20 protein-coding genes are annotated in these 19,611 nt (G+C 36.8%); 10 read left to right on the plus strand and 10 right to left on the minus strand.

The window, feature by feature from the left end:
• Window positions 1-128: 128 nt before the first annotated feature.
• A complete protein-coding gene (locus tag LDK52_RS12685) occupies window positions 129-980 on the minus strand; it encodes a DegV family protein (RefSeq protein ID WP_277586319.1) in 852 nt (283 codons plus the stop codon).
• A 1,112-nt stretch (window positions 981-2,092) separates the two neighbouring features.
• On the opposite strand from LDK52_RS12685, the gene LDK52_RS12690 reads away from it, so the two are divergent.
• The 8 genes from LDK52_RS12690 to LDK52_RS12725 all read left to right on the plus strand — a co-directional run bounded on the left by LDK52_RS12690 (window position 2,093) and on the right by LDK52_RS12725 (window position 8,973).
• A complete protein-coding gene (locus LDK52_RS12690; RefSeq protein WP_277586320.1) occupies window positions 2,093-3,112 on the plus strand; it encodes a LacI family DNA-binding transcriptional regulator in 1,020 nt (339 codons plus the stop codon).
• Window positions 3,109-4,065, plus strand: coding sequence for a nucleoside hydrolase (locus tag LDK52_RS12695; protein WP_277586321.1), 957 nt, complete (start codon window positions 3,109-3,111; stop codon window positions 4,063-4,065). Before LDK52_RS12690 ends, LDK52_RS12695 begins: the two co-directional genes overlap by 4 nt.
• A gap of 22 nt (window positions 4,066-4,087) precedes the next feature.
• On the plus strand, window positions 4,088-4,690 hold the full coding sequence (locus LDK52_RS12700) for an ECF transporter S component (RefSeq protein WP_277586322.1): 603 nt from the start codon (window positions 4,088-4,090) through the stop codon (window positions 4,688-4,690).
• Between the two features lie 79 nt (window positions 4,691-4,769).
• Window positions 4,770-5,513 carry an energy-coupling factor transporter transmembrane component T family protein gene (locus LDK52_RS12705; protein ID WP_277586323.1) on the plus strand — a complete coding sequence of 248 codons (744 nt, stop codon included), beginning with the start codon at window positions 4,770-4,772 and terminating at the stop codon, window positions 5,511-5,513.
• Window positions 5,510-6,370 carry an energy-coupling factor ABC transporter ATP-binding protein gene (locus LDK52_RS12710; protein WP_277586324.1) on the plus strand — a complete coding sequence of 287 codons (861 nt, stop codon included), beginning with the start codon at window positions 5,510-5,512 and terminating at the stop codon, window positions 6,368-6,370. Before LDK52_RS12705 ends, LDK52_RS12710 begins: the two co-directional genes overlap by 4 nt.
• The gene (locus LDK52_RS12715; RefSeq protein ID WP_277586325.1) at window positions 6,363-7,172 is read left to right on the plus strand and encodes an energy-coupling factor ABC transporter ATP-binding protein; all 810 of its coding nucleotides are present in this window, start codon (window positions 6,363-6,365) and stop codon (window positions 7,170-7,172) included. Before LDK52_RS12710 ends, LDK52_RS12715 begins: the two co-directional genes overlap by 8 nt.
• 20 nt (window positions 7,173-7,192) lie before the next feature.
• Window positions 7,193-8,086: a ribokinase gene (gene rbsK / locus LDK52_RS12720; RefSeq protein WP_277586326.1), complete on the plus strand. Its 894-nt coding sequence runs from the start codon at window positions 7,193-7,195 to the stop codon at window positions 8,084-8,086.
• Window positions 8,083-8,973, plus strand: a complete 891-nt coding sequence (locus LDK52_RS12725) for a DMT family transporter (RefSeq protein ID WP_277586327.1) — start codon at window positions 8,083-8,085, stop codon at window positions 8,971-8,973. The genes rbsK and LDK52_RS12725 overlap by 4 nt, the downstream gene beginning before the upstream one ends.
• A gap of 201 nt (window positions 8,974-9,174) precedes the next feature.
• Here LDK52_RS12725 and LDK52_RS12730 read toward each other — a convergent pair whose 3' ends face one another.
• Entirely contained in the window at window positions 9,175-9,813 is a 639-nt protein-coding gene (locus tag LDK52_RS12730; RefSeq protein WP_277586328.1) for an SDR family NAD(P)-dependent oxidoreductase, read from the minus strand.
• A gap of 146 nt (window positions 9,814-9,959) precedes the next feature.
• On the opposite strand from LDK52_RS12730, the gene LDK52_RS12735 reads away from it, so the two are divergent.
• Both LDK52_RS12735 and LDK52_RS12740 read left to right on the plus strand, forming a co-directional pair.
• On the plus strand, window positions 9,960-10,316 hold the full coding sequence (locus LDK52_RS12735; protein WP_277586367.1) for a winged helix-turn-helix transcriptional regulator: 357 nt from the start codon (window positions 9,960-9,962) through the stop codon (window positions 10,314-10,316).
• Window positions 10,317-10,903: 587 nt separating this feature from the next.
• Window positions 10,904-12,604, plus strand: coding sequence for a M3 family oligoendopeptidase (locus tag LDK52_RS12740; protein WP_277586329.1), 1,701 nt, complete (start codon window positions 10,904-10,906; stop codon window positions 12,602-12,604).
• A 205-nt stretch (window positions 12,605-12,809) separates the two neighbouring features.
• Here LDK52_RS12740 and rlmD read toward each other — a convergent pair whose 3' ends face one another.
• From rlmD to LDK52_RS12775, 8 genes are all read right to left on the minus strand, one after another.
• On the minus strand, window positions 12,810-14,171 hold the full coding sequence (gene rlmD, locus LDK52_RS12745; protein ID WP_277586330.1) for a 23S rRNA (uracil(1939)-C(5))-methyltransferase RlmD: 1,362 nt from the start codon (window positions 14,169-14,171) through the stop codon (window positions 12,810-12,812).
• Window positions 14,172-14,249: 78 nt separating this feature from the next.
• Window positions 14,250-14,474, minus strand: a complete 225-nt coding sequence (locus LDK52_RS12750; RefSeq protein WP_320415368.1) for a helix-turn-helix domain-containing protein — start codon at window positions 14,472-14,474, stop codon at window positions 14,250-14,252.
• 90 nt (window positions 14,475-14,564) lie between these two features.
• Window positions 14,565-14,891 (minus strand): DUF2680 domain-containing protein, encoded by a 327-nt coding sequence (locus LDK52_RS12755; protein WP_277586331.1) that lies wholly within the window; start codon window positions 14,889-14,891, stop codon window positions 14,565-14,567.
• A gap of 154 nt (window positions 14,892-15,045) precedes the next feature.
• Window positions 15,046-15,753, minus strand: a complete 708-nt coding sequence (locus LDK52_RS12760; protein WP_277586332.1) for a YjjG family noncanonical pyrimidine nucleotidase — start codon at window positions 15,751-15,753, stop codon at window positions 15,046-15,048.
• Between the two features lie 162 nt (window positions 15,754-15,915).
• Complete coding sequence (gene cydS / locus LDK52_RS20130) at window positions 15,916-16,020, minus strand: cytochrome bd oxidase small subunit CydS family protein (RefSeq protein WP_407081818.1); 105 nt, start codon at window positions 16,018-16,020, stop codon at window positions 15,916-15,918.
• 13 nt (window positions 16,021-16,033) lie between these two features.
• Window positions 16,034-17,062 (minus strand): cytochrome d ubiquinol oxidase subunit II, encoded by a 1,029-nt coding sequence (locus LDK52_RS12765; RefSeq protein WP_277586333.1) that lies wholly within the window; start codon window positions 17,060-17,062, stop codon window positions 16,034-16,036.
• Window positions 17,059-18,405 carry a cytochrome ubiquinol oxidase subunit I gene (locus LDK52_RS12770; protein WP_277586334.1) on the minus strand — a complete coding sequence of 449 codons (1,347 nt, stop codon included), beginning with the start codon at window positions 18,403-18,405 and terminating at the stop codon, window positions 17,059-17,061. Before LDK52_RS12770 ends, LDK52_RS12765 begins: the two co-directional genes overlap by 4 nt.
• Window positions 18,406-18,609: 204 nt before the next feature.
• Window positions 18,610-19,521, minus strand: coding sequence for a diacylglycerol kinase (locus tag LDK52_RS12775; protein WP_277586335.1), 912 nt, complete (start codon window positions 19,519-19,521; stop codon window positions 18,610-18,612).
• Between the last annotated feature and the right edge of the window lie 90 nt (window positions 19,522-19,611).

The raw sequence follows: 19,611 nt of genomic DNA on the forward strand, positions 1-19,611 counted from the left end.
TCTTTCTATACTATTTATAAAATTGTAGTAAAAGCAGACGGTATAGAAGTGTACTATCACACTGCTATACCCTCTGCTTTATGTTTCTAGCATTATATATGTCAAAGATGTTTATCTCGAAGCTATTTCTAAGACTCTAGTCCTGCAATGCCAAAACCACCAGGTCCAGCATGGGTAGAAATCATTGCTCCCGCTTGCATCCATGTTACATTTTCGAAACCTGTTTCCTTTGCAATTTCATCCATTCGTCTCTTAATACTTTCACCAAGTCCAATAGAGTAGATCAAATACAGCTGTTTTCTATCAATATCATATTGGTTTAAGTAATCTCGCATAAGCTTTTCTGCAACTATGCTCATATTCCCACGATATTTTCTAGTTGAAACAAGCTTTCCTTCTTTTAGTTCGATGCAGGGCTTTATTTTTAACAAGGACCCTCCAATATAAGCTACGTTACTTACCCGTCCACCTGCTCTTAGAAAGTCTAAACTACCGGGAATGAAAGCCAACTTTGTTTTAGGAACAACAGCTTCTATTTTTTCTATTAAGTGAACATGGCTAATGGAAGGCTCATCCTCAAGCAGAGTTGCCGCATACATCACAACTGCACCTAATCCACCTGTAACATTTAGCGTGTCAATTAGGAAAAGATCTTCAAAATCTTCCGCTGCAATTAACGCACTTTGAAAGGAAGCAGATGCTTTTGACGTATATCCAATGTGAATAATGATACTATCAGGAAAATTCACTCTAATTTTCGTAAATAACTCATGATACTCATGTACATTCGTCGCTGTTGTAGATGGTATTTTTTTAGTACGACTATAAAAATCAAAAACTTCCTCTACAGATAGCTCCCCATCTAAATAATCTTTTCCATCCATGATGACGTGCATCGGTACTACTTGAATTTGATGTTTTTCAACCAGCTCTTTCGATAAATCTGCTCCACTCTCTGTCGATAAAATTATCCTTCTCATTGTAAATTCCTTTCAACTAACGCAGCCAGTCATACCTGCGTAATTATTTATTTTAATTATCCTAAATATACACCAGAAGGGAGAATTATCCAGTAAAACAATTAGAATCCTACTTGCCAATATTCTTACACGATTTAACACTAGGCTAGATCTAAAAGCAGACAGTTTAGAAATGCATCATCGCACTTCCAAACCATCCGCTTATTTGCTTTATTAATTATACTAACTCTAACCACGCAACCGCCTCTAGGAATAGTACTCATAATCTGTTCTTTTGTTTTCCCTTCGAGATACGCTACATAGTAGCCTTCTGGACTAATCATCATATTAGCCCGCCTCCTTTACTCACTTCCTGTCTTAATTTCCTTACCATCAGACAGAATGAATGTCTGGTCAAACTTAACATCCATCACATCTGCAATAGACTTAAGCTCTTCTAAGGAAATCGTATCACTCTTTCCGGTTCGTACCGCACTAGCGATATATAGTATAAATTTAAAATCAAAAAAGAGATAAAATACCACCGTTAAAACAAAAAGAGGAATCTCTCTTCTATTATGAATGGAATTCCTTTTTTTATATTTTTATTTATTAATGAAATGTTCTTTTGTGATTGGACTCACAATCGCAAATCTTCACCAAACCAAATTTTTGTTTGTTTCGGTATGGGTACTTTGTGACGTCCCTTACTCTTTCTCAATCGCCTATTCATTTGCTTAATCAATTGACTCATTGGATGATAAATATAGAAACGTATTGTCTTCAAAAATGCCCATACAGATTTTTTTAGGTTGATGTATTAGTCTTAAAATCTCCACTAGCGCATAAGTGATTAGTATTTAGTCGTCAGTTCTAATTTTACATCTATGCATCGATAGTTGGTCATTTTTTATCATACAACTTTAAAATGTGATGAAAGAATTCAAATTCCATTCCTTTTGTTTTCATTTTGATTTTTCAGTGGATTCAAGGTTAATATGATTCTACATTAAGTTTACTTACAATAAAAATAATTCTTGACAATTGAAACCGTTTGCAATAATCTAAATATTAATTAAAGAAAACGTTTTCGTAAAACGTTTTCTTTAACTATAGGAACAGGTGATTAATGTATGGGGAAGTTAACGATTAAAGATATTGCCAGGGAGGCAGGTGTTTCCATAACTACCGTTTCACGAGTGTTAAATAATAAAGAAGAAGGTATGTCTCAAAAAACTCGTGAAAAAGTTCTGCGTGTAATGGAAGAGGTAAATTTTCAGCCGAATAAATTAGCTCGTGGTTTAGTAACTAAACGCTCCAATATGCTCGGGTTGATAGTTCCTAATATTTCTAACCCGTTTTTCCCAGAGCTTTGCAGAGGTGCTGAGGATGAGGCAAATAAGAGAAATTATAGTCTCATCATTTGTAATTCAGATGATCAATCTCAAAAAGAAGAAAACTATTTACGATTGTTACAAGAACAACAAGTGGATGGAATTTTACTTTCAAGTAAGAATCGGCTCTCCAAGACTAGTAAAAACCAATTACAAAGCGGAAAAATTCCCTACGTATTATTTGACCGAGGAGAAGAAGCTAGTAACCAATCTGGTGTTTTTCTAGACAATGAACGAGGCGGATATCTTGCTGGTAAGCATTTGACAGATTTAAATCACACCCAAATTGCGTGTATGACTGGACCAACTGAAATTCAAAATTCACAACAAAGACTTTTAGGATTTCGACGCTCCTTAAAGGAAGCCTCCGTCCAACTTCCTCAATCATTCGTTCTAATTGGTGATTTTCAAATGGAATCAGCTTATCGATTAGCAAAAGAATTTCTACAGAATAACACCGTGACTGCAATATTTGCTAGTAATGACTTGATGGCTTGTGGTATTTATCAAGCGGCACATGAATTAGGTATTCAAATACCTGACCAACTATCCATCATTGGTTTTGATGATATTCCTTTAGTTACTGCTTTAATCCCAAAACTAACTACGATTAGACAAGCTACATATGAAATGGGACGAAAAGCCATAGAGCTACTAATAAATGAAATTGAAAATAAATCTTCTGAAGGAGTAGTCTTTGAACCTACTTTAATCGTCAGAGAAAGTACTAAAAAATTAAAAAGAGGTGTAGATATATGACAATACCAGTTATTATCGATTGTGATCCAGGAATAGATGATGTTATGGCATTAACGCTAGCTTTTGCACATCCGGAACTCGATATCAAATTAATCACAACAGAGCCTGGTAACCAGACTCAAGCAAAAACCATTTACAATGCGCTAGCTTTTACTAGTTATATGAAACAAGATATTGAGATTGCTAGAGGATTGGATAACCCCTTGTTCCGCCAACTTGAAATTGCTGATGATGTGCATGGTGATAATGGACTTGGAAATGTCAATTTTCCTGAGCCAACTATTCAATTAAGTAATCGAACTGCAATTGAAGCGATGAAAGAAACACTATTATCTAGTAATGAACAAATCATACTTATAGCGACAGGACCGCTGACAAATGTAGGTGCTCTTCTATTAGCACATCCAGAGGTTAAATCAAAAATTAAATATATCTCTTATATGGGTGGTGCGGCTGTTGGAGGAAATATGACACCTACTTCGGAATTTAATGTATATGTAGATCCTCATGCAGCAGATATTGTTTTTCGTTCAGGAATTCCTATCATTATGAGTGGTCTAGATGTCACTCATAAATCTTTTATCACTCTGGAAGAATTAAATGAAATTGAGGCAATTGGTTCTGATTTTGCGCATAAAGTATTGAAAATGCTTCATTTTTACGTACACGCCGCTAAACAAACTGCTTTCCACGGACCTGAATTCAAAAGTCGCATCCGTTTACACGATCTCTGTGCAGTGTCCTATGTGTTGACACCGGAACTATTTGAAGGCGATGACTGCCACGTTGCAGTGGAATTGGATGGCAAATTTACTGCTGGAACAACAGTTGTAGACTATGAACAACGAACTGGGCTTCCGCATAATGTGAAAGTATTACATACGGTTGACAGAGAGAAATTCGTCAAACAATTTCTGGATGCCGTTAAAACAATGAGCCGCCACATCGGCTAAAAATGATAAGGAGGAGAAATGTATGAAACGTAGTTTTAAAGATGATTTTAATATGATGGCAATGTTACTTATTCCTATTGCGGTAGCTGTTAACCTTGTAGGCTTTCAGCTAGCCAATGTACTTCGCTTACCAATTTTCTTAGACACAATCGGAACAATTCTAGTTGGTGTAATTGCAGGTCCATGGGTTGCACTACTAGCAGGACTTATTACAAATTTAATCAATGCAATCTTTAATCCAGTTTATTTACCTTATGCATTAACGTCTATGGCGATTGGAGTTGGAGCAGGTTATCTTTCTAAATATGGATTCTTTAAAAAAATACCAAAAACCATTGTTGCCGGTGTCATTATTACTTTTATAGCTGTTATTATCTCTGCTCCAATCACTGTCCTTGTATTCGGAGGAGCAACAGGAAATACTTCTTCTCTTATTACGGCAACTTTCTTAGCTTCTGGTCAACAATTGTGGACGGCTGTATTCTCTTCCAGTTTTATCACAGAGGTAGCTGATAAAGTTGCTTCCGTATTAATCGTTTATTTCATCGTTAAAGGTATGTCAGACCGATATTTGTCTAAGATGAATTATGGTCATTTGTATATGAAACGAAATAATAAGAAATAATTACTACTCTTCTCGTTCAACTGGTTGAGCACAACAACAGAACGAGAAGAGATTATTTGTATAAGGAGGCGCATTTAATATGAAACAGAATATATTACTTCAACTTCATCCGTTGACAAAGTTCTATTTCTCTCTTTTTATTTTAGTAATAGTACTCATTATACCTGGATATTCATTTGCTTTTGCTATCTTCCCTGTTTTGGTACTTATAGCAGTGTTTGCAGGTGTATCGAAAGAGTTTTTAAGTATCGTATTAAAGGCACTACTTAGCGTACTAATCATTGTTTTCATTATGCAAATGTTTTTTTACCCTGGAGATCATGTGCTGTGGAATTGGGGAATATTTTCTATAAAGCAAGAAGGGGTAGATTACGGTCTTTTATTAACATCTCGAATTCTTGCAATAGGTTCCTCTTTTATCCTATTTTTCCGTATGACAGAAGTGCGCGATTTTGTTAAATCGTTGGAAGACAAAGGGCTACCACCAATGGGAGCTTACGTTGTATTATCTACACTTCAAATCATTCCAGAAATGAAGCGCCAAGCAAACACAATAATGGAAGCCCAAAAAACTCGTGGTGTAGAAACTGAAGGATCTTTACTTATCCGTGCCAAAGCTTTTATACCGACATTAACGCCTCTTATTCTATCCTCCATTGCTGGTACAGAAGAACGAGCGATAACTCTAGAATCTCGGGCATTTTCAGCACCAGTTAAAAAGACAAGCTTACACCAATTAACGAAGAGTAATGTGGATCGCGTTCTTCCGATCGTGTATGTGCTCATTATAGTTGGTCTATTAGTATGGAGGTTTTTCTTATGACAGTTATGATTGATTTGAAAAATGTATCTTATCGATATCCTGTGAGCGATGATTTCGTCTTGAAAAACGTTTCATTTTCTATCGAAAAAGGAAAATTCACTGCTATTATCGGTAATAATGGTTCTGGAAAAACAACCTTATGCAATACAATACGCGGCTTTGTTCCCCACTTTTATAAGGGAGATTTAGAAGGTGATGTTATTGTAGATCAAACGAAAATATTAGATTACCAATTAGGGCAACTTGGAGAAAAAGTAGGGTATGTGTTCCAAAATCCTTTTATTCAAGTATCAGGTGTAAAAGACAATGTATTTGAAGAAGTAGCATACGGCTTAGAAAATTTAGGCGTTCCCGTGGAAGAGATTATAGTTCGCGTAGAAGAAATATTAAAACTGGTTAAAATTGAACATTTACGTGAAAAAAATCCATTCGAATTATCTGGTGGACAAAGGCAGCGTGTAGCACTTGCATCCATAATTGTAATGGATCCCGAAATTTTAGTAATTGATGAACCTACTTCCCAGCTCGATCCAGTCGGTACCGAACAGATTTTTGATATTATTCGATTAATGAAGGAACGTGGAAAAACTATTATTTTAGTGGAACATAAAATGGATTTAATCGCTGAATATGCAGATGATTTACTTGTCATGCACGAAGGTGAGCTAGTTATGCAAGGACCTGTTCGGGAAGTGTTCGCCAATCCTGAGTTTGAAAAATACCAAATTCAGTATCCACATGTTACGGAAATTGCACTTCAATTACAAAAAATGGGTACACCTCTTGCTTTCCTTCCAATTCGCGATGAAGAACTAGCAGAAGCATTAAATATGACTGGAGTGAAGATACATGACTGAACTTCATTTAAATAATGTAAGCTTTTCCTATCCTGACGGAACGAAAGCGCTTGAAAATCTTACTCTTTCCATCGTTACTGGGGAGCGTGTAGCGATTGTAGGGCAAAATGGGGCAGGCAAAACAACTGCAGTAAAGTTAATGAATGGGTTACTGAAACCTACGGAAGGTACTGTATTAATTGGAGATTGGGATACAAAGGATTACACGACAGCGCAAACATCAAGAAAAGTAGGCTATGTATTCCAAAATCCAGATGATCAAATTTTCCATAATGATGTAGAGTCAGAGGTTCGTTTTGGTCCCAAAAATATGGGATTTGATCCAGAACGAGTAGATGAACTTACCGATTGGGCTATGAAGTTATGTGGGATTTCAGAATTTGCCGATGAAAACCCTTATAACTTACCGTATTCCGTTAGAAAATTCGTAACCATAGCTTCCGTTTTAGCAATGGATTCCGACATAATCATTTTAGATGAGCCTACCGCTGGACAGGATAAAATTGGTCTGCAGGTACTCGGTAATTTACTTCAAGTATTAGAAGAAAAGCAGAAATCCGTTATCACGATTACTCATGATATGGAGTTCGTAAGTGACTATTTCACACGCATTGTTGTAATGGCGAACCGACAATTAGTAGTGGATGACCATGCGCAGAATGTATTTTATAATACAGAAGTTCTAGAAAAAAGTATGTTAAAGCCTCCCGCTGTTGCTCAGATGGCAAAATTACTTGACTTCCCCTTTGGTATTTTATCAAAGGATCAATTAATCAAAGCGATTTTAACTAGGCGTAGTTAAAGAAAGGAGCGAAACAATACATGAATATCGCAGTCGTAGGAAGCATCAATATGGACCTTGTTTACCTGGTTCCGCATATCGTACAGGCTGGAGAAACGTTACACAGCACAAAACATGAGTTGTTTTTTGGTGGAAAAGGAGCAAATCAAGCAGTAACTGCTAGTCAATTAGGGGCAAATGTTGATTTCATAGGAAATGTAGGAGCCGATGATTTCGGAGAACTAGTTAAGCTAAATTTACAAGATAAAGGGGTCAATACTGCTGCTATTCAAAAAGTTGGATTGACTGGTCAAGCTATTATTCAATTGGCGGATTCAGGTGAGAACTCTATCGTGTTATTCCCTGGTGCAAATTTTCTCGTTACAGCAGAACAAATACAGGCAGATAGAGAAAGAATCGAAAAAAGTGATGTTCTTCTGTTACAATTGGAGATTCCAATGGCAGTGGTCGAGGCTGCTGCTAATATTGCCGTAGAACAAGGGGTACATATTATATTAAATCCAGCACCCGCACAGCAAATAAGTAATTCATTATTAAGTAAAGTCTCCATATTAACACCTAATGAAACCGAATTAGCGATTCTAACTAATTTAAAAACAGAAACCGAGGAAGATCTGTTTCAAGCATGCTCTTTGCTACTTCAAAAAGGAGTTGGAGCAGTAGTAGTTACATTAGGTGAAAAAGGTTCCTATTATTTGAATCAAAATGAACGAGGTCATGTTCAAGCAAATCAAGTAGAAGTAAAAGATACAACGGGAGCTGGAGATGCATTTAATGGAGCATTAGCAGTAGGCATGTGTCGTGGAAACTCATTGCGAGAAAGCATTTTATATGCATCTAAAGTAGCTGAATACGTTGTCACTCAAATGGGAGCACAACCTGCTATTCCCACATATTTTCGAGTAAATAAATGATAAAATCCATCATTTATTTACTCATTCTTAGTTTATTATGGGGTTCTTCGTTCTTATGGACAAAAGAACTTTTAGACCACTTTGGGCCTCCTACCATTGTATTTTTTCGTTGCTTATTTGGTTTAGTCATGCTTTTTCCTTTTGTATTATTAAAAAAAAATCGGTTACAAATAAAAATTCACCCATTTCTTATATTTGTCTTAGCATTAGGAGCCGCCATTCCATGGAATATTATGTCTTTCTCACTTCAAGGAATCGATACAAGTTTAAGTGGAATATTAAATGCTACTACTCCTTTATTCGCTTTGATATTCTCCATACTTATTCTTAAAACAAAACCTTCTTGGAACCAAACTACTAGTTTATTAATTGGATTCCTGGCTGTTATTATTTTAATGTATTTTTCTGGTCAAGCTTCTGGTAGTCAATTTTCTATTTTCCATGCTCTTCTTATGCTCGCCGTTACCACGTCATATGCTCTAAATTCTATTTGGATAAAAAAGTATTACACAAATATCCCTGCTGTCGTATTAGGTTTTTGGACCCTCCTCATCTCGGCAGTTTTTAATGGGTTTATTAGTATCTTTACGGAACCCCGTGCATATATGCAGCTTGGCACATGGGAAACTATCTTGCCTCTTCTAATATTAGGATCCCTTAGCTCTGGTCTTGGTTATGTTATTTATTATCAAATCGTTTCAGTAGGAGGTCCTCTCCTTGCGTCAATGGTTACATTTATAATTCCCTTTATTACGATAACTTTAGGTATTTTCTTTTTGCAAGAGTCATTCCATCTTGGGATTGCAATTGGCCTGCCATTGATGATCGTAAGCTTACTGCTAATGAATATACATACATTTAAAAAGAGTGCGGTAAAAAAAGATTAAACTGATATTTTTCTAATAAAAAATTCCAACTATCCCCAATAATAGTTGGAATTTTTTATTAGATCTTCTTTTTGGCTTTTGCTTCAACCGCTTAATACCTTAAATTTACAGTTACAGTCCTCCAAAGATGAAAATAAGAGGTCTTTAATGAAATACAATTTTCTGGGTCCCTCTTCTCCGTGTTAAAAATTCTAAAAAAAATTATTTTACCATCTCAATTAATGTGCCCACGACCTCTATTGGTTCTTTCTCCCCCTGAGGATTTGCTTCTGAAATAACATTTTTCGGATCGAATAAATGAAGTTCAATGCCATTGTCCTTCTCCTCTTCCGCAATAGTTTTCATAAGCGCTTCAACACCCGCTTTGCCTGCTGAATAAGCACTAAATCCGTTCATATAGTAATTGGCCATGCCCGAGGTAACAGAGATTATTTTCCCATTTCCATTCTTGCGCAAAGTAGGAAGAAATGCTTTTGTCACTAAAAATTGACTTGTTAGGTTTTTGTCAATGACCTGTTTCCATTGTTCTAAAGTCAGATCCTCAACCCGCCCCATTGCAGGAACGCCCCCGACATTGTTCACTAAAACATCCAATTTTCCTCCGGTTAGTTCCAGTAGTCTGTCTCGAAGCGAATTTACACTTTCTTCGTCCGTTACATCGGCTGGAATAACAATGACTTTGCCTTCCCCAATTTCCTTTTCAACTTCTCGTAATTTTTCCTCACGTCTACCGTTTAAAACAACGGTAAATTCTTCATTTACCAAGGCTTTTGCAATGGCTCTTCCTAAACCTGTTCCAGCTCCCGTAACGAGTGCGACTTTATTAGATGATTGCGTCATGTTCATTATCCCCTTTGCTAAATAATTGATGAGTTTCACGATCAATAGTATTATATAATGAACATTCAAATAATATAAGTATGCACATTTTTGTTACATAGTATCAAAAAAGGAACTATTAGGAGGTGAATAACTTGAAGAATGAGATGAATCCTCATCAATGTCAGGTTGTAACGGCACTAAATACATTTGTTGGTAAATGGAAACCCATTATTTTGCTAAATTTATTTGTAAACGGAACACTTCGATTTAATGAATTAAGAAAACAAATACCTGATATTAAACAACGAATGTTGACTCTTCATCTACGTGAACTTGAGGAGCAAGATTTAATAAAACGTGTTGTGTACGCACAAGTCCCACCCAAAGTAGAATATTCACTTACTGAATACGGTAAAACACTCGGTCCACTTATGAATGCTTTACATGAATGGGGGGAAAATCACCTTAAACACCTTGAAACTATGAAAAGTCCACCTTTAATAAAAGACCCAAATTCGTGACGAAATTGGGTCTTTTGTAGAATAACAGTTCCCATATCCCACCACTATATTCCATGTCCGTTATTTTAAAGCTAGTTCCATATATAATGAATGTATTCTTGGGTTCCATAACATTTTGTTGGTCTGGTCCAATGGAAAACATTACTATGCTAGGACGGATAAAAGCCTAGATTCTTTTAATTGTTCTTCTAGGCTTTTTAGTTTACCGTAAAAAAGTATCCAATATTTCAAATTTTCACGCTATTTCTCACGCTTTTTTTGGAAAATGGTTATTTTCACTGTTATTAAGCTATGGAAAAAGTATATTTTAAATGGAAAAATACTAATGCTTAGATACATTTTAACTCCACCAGCAGTGCGACCGTTTCCACATGTGTGGAGTGTATGCGGAAACCCAAGCGTGTTGATGGATTTTACATTGGTTTTATAAACTTTTACTCGTTAAGAAAGCAAATTCTAACCTTTTCCCTTAAGGCATCCTTTGTTAATTATTTTTTAAAAAAGTGTTAATAACTAGCAATTTATAATATAATTGTTTTAATAATTAAAATTATTAAAATAATCCTATAATAGAAGGAGAGTTATCCATGTCACAAAATATAAATCTTAATTATTATAAAGAATTAATTGATTTACAAGATGACGAAGGGATTGAAGCTCAGTTTCAAAGTTTACTTGCTGTTCCGATTGAATCCATTTCTGATTTAGAAAAGTGGTTAGAAGATGAAAAGGACTTACTATTTAAAATCGATGAGGCGATGACAGGTCACCAAGTCGACTTCTATCGAAACACAGAAGATGCGGACATCAAGTCAACTTATCTTCACGATCAGCAAGCCATTCAACCACTTTTAATGAAATACGAAGCAAAGTTAAATGATAAATGCTGTGAGTCTACTTATTTCACCCAATTAGATGAAAATCGTTATGGCTTGATGCGACGTGTTCGTGAGTCGAAAATTAAACTTTTCAGAGAAGAGAATATTCCACTATTTGTAAAGGAACAAGAGCTTTGTACAAAGTACGATGAAATTATGGGTAGCCTAACAGTTGAATGGGAGGGAGAGGAAAAGCCTTTTCCATTTATCGAATCCCTTCTAGATAATCTAGACAGAGCCGTGCGAAAAAAAGCTTATCACACAATGATGTCAGTCCGTCGTCAAATTAAACCCGATATGGATGCCATCATGGACGAGCTTATTCAACTGCGCCATCAAATAGCTTCAAATGCAGGATTTGAAAATTACCGTGATTATATGTTTGTAGCGAAAAATCGTGAGTATAGCATTCAGGATTGTTATGACTTTCATGAAAATGTAGCGAAATATATTATTCCCGCTTGGAATCGTCTAGCAAATGTTTTTAAAACAAAGCTTGGTGTCGATAAGTATCGCCCTTGGGATAACACTGCTAAATTCATGAAAAACCCACCATACTCTGAGGTGTCTACTCTTATGGATGGCGTTTCTGAAATGCTAGGCAAAACTGATCCATTTTTTGCAGATCGTTTCGATTACATGAGAGAGCACGGGTTACTTGACCTCGATAACCGGAAAGGAAAAGCCCCAGGTGGTTTCTGTACTTCTTTACCTGTTTCAGGGGATACTTTTGTTTTTGCGAACTTTAGTCCATCCTTTTTCTCTCTTATCGCATTAATTCATGAAATGGGCCATGCAGTGAATGGATATCTTCAGTTATCCGAACACGGCCCCATTGAAGATTACAAAGGACGAAGTGAAGTTGCTGAGCTTTATTCTCATGGGATGGAATTGCTCTTATTGGATAAACTTGACCGTTTTTATCCAGATGAGGAGGACTTTAAGAACGCACAGCGTGAAGAGCTGCGACGAGCATTTACAATGTTAATCGGACCATTAGCAGGAGATCTCTTCCAGCATTGGATGTATACAAATCCTAAACACACTTCCAAAGAGCGAGATGAAAAGTACTTTGAAATCTCAAAACTTTATGGCTTAAACCCTGTTGATACTTCTGGTCTGGAGGAAGAAATTGGGATAAGTTGGGCTGGTACCCTTCATTATTTCCAAGTTCCTTTCTATCTTATTGAATACTCCATCTCGATGCTTGGTGCTTTACAAATACTGGAGAATTATCAGAACAACCCAGAAAAAGCAGTTGAATCCTTTAAAAAAGGTGCAAGTGCAGACTACAATCAATCCATCGCAACTATTTATAAAGAAACTGGGGTCAATTTTGACTTTTCAGAGCCAGCTGTTAAACGTATGGGTGAATTCCTAGAAAAAGTAATTCAAGACATTCATCAATAAAGTGTGAGTATGGGGACAAATCATTGTAGAGGGCAATCGGAAGTTTTCCACACAAACCGTTACAACTAGTGATGTTTCCTCTTATACCCTCTGATTAATAGTCAAAGGTTGTATTTAAGGAGTTACCTTCTAAAAATTATTTAATCTTTTTTAGAACAACAAGAAAAGAACGAATTCCATACAACGGGAATTCGTTCTTCTTTCATTATACTAACTCCAACCAAGCAACCGCCTCTACATGAGTAGTCTGAGGGAACATGTCCACCGGTTGAATCTCTTTTGTTTTATAACCGCCATCTTCCAAAATTCTCAAATCACGAGCAAGTGTTGCGGGGTTACAGGATACATATACGACACGTTTTGGACGTTGTTCAATGATTGTCGCAAGTAACGCTTCGTCGCAACCTTTTCTTGGTGGATCTACTACCAAGACATCTGCTAGTTTTCCTTCTTTATACCATTTAGGGATGACTTCTTCTGCTGGACCTGCTTCAAAATACGTATTAGTAAATCCATTCAACTCGGCATTTCGTTTCGCATCTTCAATAGCTTGTGGAACGATTTCTACGCCTAACACCTGCTTTGCTTTTTGCGCTAAAAATAGAGAAATCGTACCGATTCCACAATAAGCATCGATTACTGTTTCATCACCTGTTAGCTGTGCATAATCCAGTGCTTGCTTGTATAGAACTTCTGTTTGTTCAGGGTTTACTTGGTAGAAGGAGCGAGCGGAAATTTCAAAGCGAACATCTCCGATTAAGTCTTCGATAACTGGTTTGCCCCAGATAACGTTTGTTTCATTTCCGAAAATCACGTTTGTATTTTGGTTATTCACATTATGAACTATCGATTTCACATTCGGCTCTACTTCACGTATGAACTCAATAATCGCGTCCTGCTTTGATAATTTAGCGTGCTTCGTTACAAGTACGACCATTACTTCTCCGGTTGCCCGTCCTTTACGAACGACTAAGTGACGTAGCTGCCCTTTTTTCGTTTCTTCATTGTATGGAATTAGATCTAATCTCAATGCATTTTCTTTTACTGCTCTTAGTAATCGATCTGCTTCATCTGTTTGGATTAAACAAGTATTCGTGTCTGCAATTCGATGTGATTTAGCTTGATAGAATCCTGCGATTACTTGACCATTTTCTAAGTCGAATGGAATTTGAGATTTATTGCGATATTCCCATGGCTTGTCCATGCCTTTCACTGGAAGTACTGGCGCATCTATTTTCCCTATGCGTTTCATGACGTTGCGAACCATGCTTTCTTTCCAAGTAAGCTGCCCTTCATACGTCATATGCTGAAGCTGACAGCCTCCACATTCGTAAAATACTGGGCATGGTGCTTCTATACGAAATGGGGAAGGTTCCACAATATTTTTTAATTTGGCAAAGCCATAGTTTTTTAGCGTTTTGAGCACATGGACTTCCACTGTTTCATTTGGCAAGCCTCCTGCGATAAACAAAGGATATCCGTCTACCTTCGCGACTCCTGCTCCGTCATGTGTTAAATCTTCAATATGAACTGTTAGTTGGTCATTTTTTTGTACTGGTGTATTCAATGTTAATCTCCGTTCTAGTTATGATTGATTCATTATACCAAAAAGAATGCGTACAAGTCTGCTGACCCATACGCATTATCATATATTTTTCAGTTCTTCTACATTCAAAAGCATTATTTTTCGTTGGTCTTCTAGCTCAATATCGCCTTTTTCCTGGAAGAAGGTTAGCTTTCTACTTAATGTTTCTTGAGACATCCCCAACTGAGAGGCAAGCACAGCCTTTGTTGTTTTCAATAAAACCAGATTATTATCATCTGCCATTTCTAGTAAAGCCTGGGCTAATTGTTTTGTTACCTTTATTATAAGGGGGTGATGAAAGTATTTCTTGACCTAAGTCAAAATTCGAATAAAAAAAGCAACCAAATTATTTCTTTGGCTGCTCATATTTATTGATTATGATTCTTTGCTTCGATGTTTTTTATAGTCGTCTTCATGAAAGATTGGAACAAATCCATTTTGTTCCATTTTTATATAGAGTTCCTCTAAATGAGTTATTATTTTGTCGCCTTTTTCTTTTGAAAATACGCCGTACTCAACATATTTGTTAATGATTTCTTTCTTTTGGTTAAGGGCATCTTGCTGTAAAGACTTCATCTCTTCTTGCTGCTCCGTCGATAATTTAACATCCGTCTGCATTTCTGCTTTTGCTTCCAAAGACAATCCCATTATTCCAAAAGTCATTAAAATTGCTGCTATTACACCTAACAAACGTTTGCTCATGCACATATTTCCTCCTTTCCTTCTTTTGATTTATCGTGTGCTAATTGAAAGCAATTATCCTTATTTCGAAAAACTGTATAGTTTCTGGATATGGATAAATTCTATGAGAAGAATAAAAATAGGCAAAAAAAGAACCTCATTTCGAGGTCTGTGATTAATTATTTACTTCGGCTAATTGTATGTTTACAATTTTCGCTAACGTATTCCATGTATGAATCTCAAATGTAGGCTGAATATCCGTTTCGTTTAGCTTTCGATTTGGATTAAACCAGCATGTATCAATTCCGAAATTATTTCCACCTTGGATGTCAGATGTGAGCGAATCGCCAATCATTAATACGCGAGTTGGATCAGAAATTTGAAGTTTTTCTAAGGCATATGCAAAAATTTCTTTTTGCGGCTTTTGGAACCCAGTTTCTTCTGAAGTGATAATAACTTCAAATAAATTCTTTAAGGGCGATCCATTTACTCTTGCATGCTGTGCATCTTTAAATCCATTTGTCAGAAGGGCAATACGGAAATCCTTCATACTAGCGAACATTTCTTCCACGCCTTCCATCATATGTACTTCATTTCCTAAGTTTTCTATGTACTTCTGCCCGAATAGCACCGGTTCTATATCTAACGCATGTTCTATAAATAATCGTTTAAAACGCTCCACCTTCAATTCTGTTAAGGTTGTGCGTCCATTCTCTAGGTCATCCCATAAAACCTTACTAATGGCTTTATAGCTACCTAGATAATCATTTAAACCATTTGGCAACCCATACTCTTCAAATAAAAGACGAAATGCATTATGTTCAGTCATTCCAAAGTCAAGTAATGTATCATCCAAATCAAAAATTAGCACATCATATCTCATCTACACTGCCCCTTTCCTACTGCTGTAATTATAACATAATTTAGTTTTGAATCCTTCTTCGCTCTGAGGGTTTATGGGCTATATTAGATTTTTTATGGGCTATCACCATCCGGCTTATAACAAAAAACTGACCCCAATCTAATCGATTGAGGTCACTAGCTTTTATTCGTCCTTCACTGCTCCATCTTTAGATGCTGCCCAAAAGGCTATGACTATGGAGCTTATTAAAATGATGAATGGTGCATAAAACATGAGAAATTCTGTCATCGCTTGCTCCTCCTTATGCGTGATTATCTTCTTTTTTCCCTCGTACATAGTCCTTGTTAAACAAAAATAATCTTAGTAATAAATATAATGATGGGATTAACAGCGCAAGCCCTGCGATAAAAGCGACTATGAGTGCAATAGCCATTGCTTCATTTGTGAAACTATCGTAAATAGTTAAGTGTGGATATAGTAAATATGGAAGATGCGAGAATCCGTAGGCAAAGAATGCAATTAGAAATTGACCTGCTAATAAGCCAAATGCTATTCCATAATTGCGTCTTGACCAGAGCAGCCAAACTGTTCCGATAAACAGTAGCAACGATAGCGCGAATGCCCACCAGATATCGACCATATTTTCATAATGCTCCTGATTATGCGATCGGAGCTCCACCATAATCCCACCTGCTGTAATAATAGTTGGAAGTGCCCAAATGAGCGCATACTTTCTCATTAGTCTTGTTGCTTCTAAATCTCCTGCTTTATTGGCATACCAGGTTAAGAATACGGATGAAATGTACAGAACAGAAGTAAGACTTAGCACAACAATCGACCATGTCAGCGGGCTTCTAAATAGCGCCACATAGTCAAGGGTTGGTGAATCATTGATCATATAAACGAAGCCGCCCTCCGAAATAGTCAAAACGATAGACAAAGCAGCTGGTATAAATAGACCAGCAATACCGTACATAAATGAATATCCCTTATGGCCTCTAGAGCCATACGTTTCAAAAGCATAGTAAGACCCACGGATTGCAAGTAATATTAACCCAATACTAGCGGGTATTAATAAGGTAGTACCATAATAAAAAGCGGTTTTCGGGAAAAATCCTATAATACCCACAAAGAAAAATACAAGAAATACATTCGTTACTTCCCAAACTGGCGACAAATAACGCTGTATAATATTCGTTAATATTCGCTGCCTTCCAGTGAGCAAACTGTAAGCGTTAAAAAAACCTGCGCCAAAGTCAATAGATGCAACGATCAAATAGCCAAAAAGAAACGTCCACAACACAAAAATCCCGATGATTTCTAATGTCATAAAATATCACCACCCTTTTCAGCATGTCGATCCTCTATTTCCTGTTCCACAGGATTTTTTTTAAACATACGACTCAAAACTACGATACTACCTATACCAAGCACCAAATATAAACCTGCAAATAAAATTAACATTATATCGACATGTGGATTGGTCGTTGCGGCATCTTCCACTCGCATAATGCCTCTTAATATCCAAGGCTGTCTTCCGACTTCCGCAAGCCACCAACCGGTTTCAATTGCGATGATTGACGCTGGTCCACCTAATACAATGAGAATTCGATACCATTTAGAGTTAACGAATACCCATTTTAACTTAATACCAAGCCAGTATAGTCCGGAAAGTCCTACCATCGACACACCAATCGTCACCATAATATCAAACAAGTAGTGAATATATAAAGGTGGTATTTCATCTTTTGGGAACTGATCTAAACCAATTACTTCTGCAGTCGGATTAGAATGGGCTAAAATACTTAGTGCAAATGGTATTTTAATCGCGTACTTTATTTCGCCATCGTCTAATACTCCGAACATAACCAATGGAGCACTTCCTTCTGTCTCAAAATGCCATTCGGCTGCTGCAAGTTTTTCAGGCTGATATTCCGCCAAATATTTCCCGGAGAAATCCCCGATAATGGCAGATGTGATAGAGAATACTAGCCCCACTTTCATTGTTAGGAATAATGCTTTTTTATGGTATATATGATTAGAGCCTCTTAATAACCGGAAAGCGGCAATTGCTGCTAACACAAAGGCAGAAGTCATATATGCTGTTACTACTACATGTGCTACCTTTGTTGGCATGGCAGGATTGAACATTGCTAGTAGTGGGCTAATATTCACTAGCTCCCCGTTCACTACATCGAATCCTTGAGGTGCGTTCATAAACGCATTTACGATTGTGATAAAAACGGCGGAAAACGATGCTCCAATGGCCACTGGAATTAGTAACAGTAGATGCTTCTTTTGATTTTCAAATCGATCCCATGTATACAAGTAAATACCGAGGAAAATAGCTTCAAAAAAGAAAGCGAATGTCTCCAGAAATAGTGGAAGCGCAATAATATTTCCTGCTAGCTCCATAAAATTTGGCCAGAGTAAGGAAAGCTGCATTCCAATCGCAGTCCCAGTCACAACTCCTACCGCTACAGTGATGACAAATCCTCTTGCCCATCTACGCGCTAACAATATGTAATGCTCATCATTTTTTTTAATACCTACCCACTGAGCAATCATTATCATTAATGGAACCCCAACTCCAATAGTTGCGTAAATAATATGAAACGATAAGGTCGTTTCGGTTAATATGCGACTATAAAATACGGATTCTTCGTTCATCATTCTTCCCCCATCCTAATTCCCAAAAATTCTTCCCGCAATTGAGAGCACCATAATTCCTGCCACAACAAAAGCAAGCCACATTAAATACTTTTCTTGTTTCTTATACATGCCACCACTCCTTTATCATCATATTGCCCAAAAATCTAATGATTGAACTATAAAAGAATAGAAAAAAGCCCAACATATAATATGCTGAGCTCTAACTTACGGTCTGTCCTCTTCTCGAATTTCATCAATTGGAACAAAAACCTCTATATGTCTGTATAAATTTTGGAATATTGCTGGGATATCGCCGCCATATTCCCCATCTAAATTTAGAAGAACCTTATCATCAGACGTTACTTTAATATGTTTTGCTTTTTTAAAGATAACATGTGGATCGGACAAATGCTCTCCGCGTAATGCTAAAGACGCCACACGAATAAACTCAGCAATGTTCACCTTTTTCAAAATTAATAAAGAAAACAATCCATCATTAATACTTGAACTCGGGGCAAGCTTTTCAAATCCACCAACTGAATTTGTTAAACCAATTAGGAACATCATGGCTTCGTCTTCAAATACTTCCCCATCATATTCAATCCGAACTTTTGTTGCATTAATCGATGGAAGCATTTCAATACCTTTTAAATAGTAGGCAAGCTGTCCGAGCATAGTTTTAAGTTTGCTTGGCACGTCATAGGTAAGCTCCGTAATTCGACCACCGCCTGCTATATTGATAAAATAGCGATTATTAACCAAGCCAACATCAACTGGAATGGAATCACCTTTAACAATAATCTCCACTGCTTTTTTTATGTCTCTTGGAATATGAACAGCTCTTGCAAAGTCGTTCGTCGTCCCCATGGGTATCAATCCAATTTTAGGTCGCTTCTCAAATCCACTTACACCCGCAACTACCTCATTAAGGGTTCCATCTCCCCCAGAAGCGATAATAATATCAAAACCATTTTCTACTGCCTTCTTTGCTGCCTCTTGGGCGTCTCCTTCACTGGTCGTCACGTGGCAAGACGTTTCGTATCCAGCTATCTCTAAGGCTTCCAGCACTTCAGGCAAATGCCTTTTAAACAACTCTCTTCCTGAAGTTGGGTTATAAATAATTCTTGCACGTTTCATACTTATTTCCTTTCTGCTTCACACTTTGTTATATAGACTATATTACATTTCAAAAAGTTTCATGCCACTATTAAAAGAGTCGACTTCTGC

The organism is Psychrobacillus antarcticus (genome assembly GCF_029533155.1).
In the GTDB taxonomy this organism is placed as follows: Bacteria; Bacillota; Bacilli; order Bacillales_A; family Planococcaceae; genus Psychrobacillus; species Psychrobacillus antarcticus.

Bases quoted from the DNA above. Each gene is read 5' to 3' on its own strand.
- LDK52_RS12685 (WP_277586319.1), bottom strand. From the start codon at position 980: ATGAGAAGGATAATTTTATCGACAGAGAGTGGAGCAGATTTATCGAAA.
- LDK52_RS12690 (WP_277586320.1), top strand. From the start codon at position 2,093: ATGGGGAAGTTAACGATTAAAGATATTGCCAGGGAGGCAGGTGTTTCC.
- LDK52_RS12695 (WP_277586321.1), top strand. From the start codon at position 3,109: ATGACAATACCAGTTATTATCGATTGTGATCCAGGAATAGATGATGTT.
- LDK52_RS12700 (WP_277586322.1), top strand. From the start codon at position 4,088: ATGAAACGTAGTTTTAAAGATGATTTTAATATGATGGCAATGTTACTT.
- LDK52_RS12705 (WP_277586323.1), top strand. From the start codon at position 4,770: ATGAAACAGAATATATTACTTCAACTTCATCCGTTGACAAAGTTCTAT.
- LDK52_RS12710 (WP_277586324.1), top strand. From the start codon at position 5,510: ATGACAGTTATGATTGATTTGAAAAATGTATCTTATCGATATCCTGTG.
- LDK52_RS12715 (WP_277586325.1), top strand. From the start codon at position 6,363: ATGACTGAACTTCATTTAAATAATGTAAGCTTTTCCTATCCTGACGGA.
- rbsK (WP_277586326.1), top strand. From the start codon at position 7,193: ATGAATATCGCAGTCGTAGGAAGCATCAATATGGACCTTGTTTACCTG.
- LDK52_RS12725 (WP_277586327.1), top strand. From the start codon at position 8,083: ATGATAAAATCCATCATTTATTTACTCATTCTTAGTTTATTATGGGGT.
- LDK52_RS12730 (WP_277586328.1), bottom strand. From the start codon at position 9,813: ATGACGCAATCATCTAATAAAGTCGCACTCGTTACGGGAGCTGGAACA.
- LDK52_RS12735 (WP_277586367.1), top strand. From the start codon at position 9,960: ATGAATCCTCATCAATGTCAGGTTGTAACGGCACTAAATACATTTGTT.
- LDK52_RS12740 (WP_277586329.1), top strand. From the start codon at position 10,904: ATGTCACAAAATATAAATCTTAATTATTATAAAGAATTAATTGATTTA.
- LDK52_RS12755 (WP_277586331.1), bottom strand. From the start codon at position 14,891: ATGAGCAAACGTTTGTTAGGTGTAATAGCAGCAATTTTAATGACTTTT.
- LDK52_RS12760 (WP_277586332.1), bottom strand. From the start codon at position 15,753: ATGAGATATGATGTGCTAATTTTTGATTTGGATGATACATTACTTGAC.
- cydS (WP_407081818.1), bottom strand. From the start codon at position 16,020: ATGACAGAATTTCTCATGTTTTATGCACCATTCATCATTTTAATAAGC.
- LDK52_RS12765 (WP_277586333.1), bottom strand. From the start codon at position 17,062: ATGACATTAGAAATCATCGGGATTTTTGTGTTGTGGACGTTTCTTTTT.
- LDK52_RS12770 (WP_277586334.1), bottom strand. From the start codon at position 18,405: ATGATGAACGAAGAATCCGTATTTTATAGTCGCATATTAACCGAAACG.
- LDK52_RS12775 (WP_277586335.1), bottom strand. From the start codon at position 19,521: ATGAAACGTGCAAGAATTATTTATAACCCAACTTCAGGAAGAGAGTTG.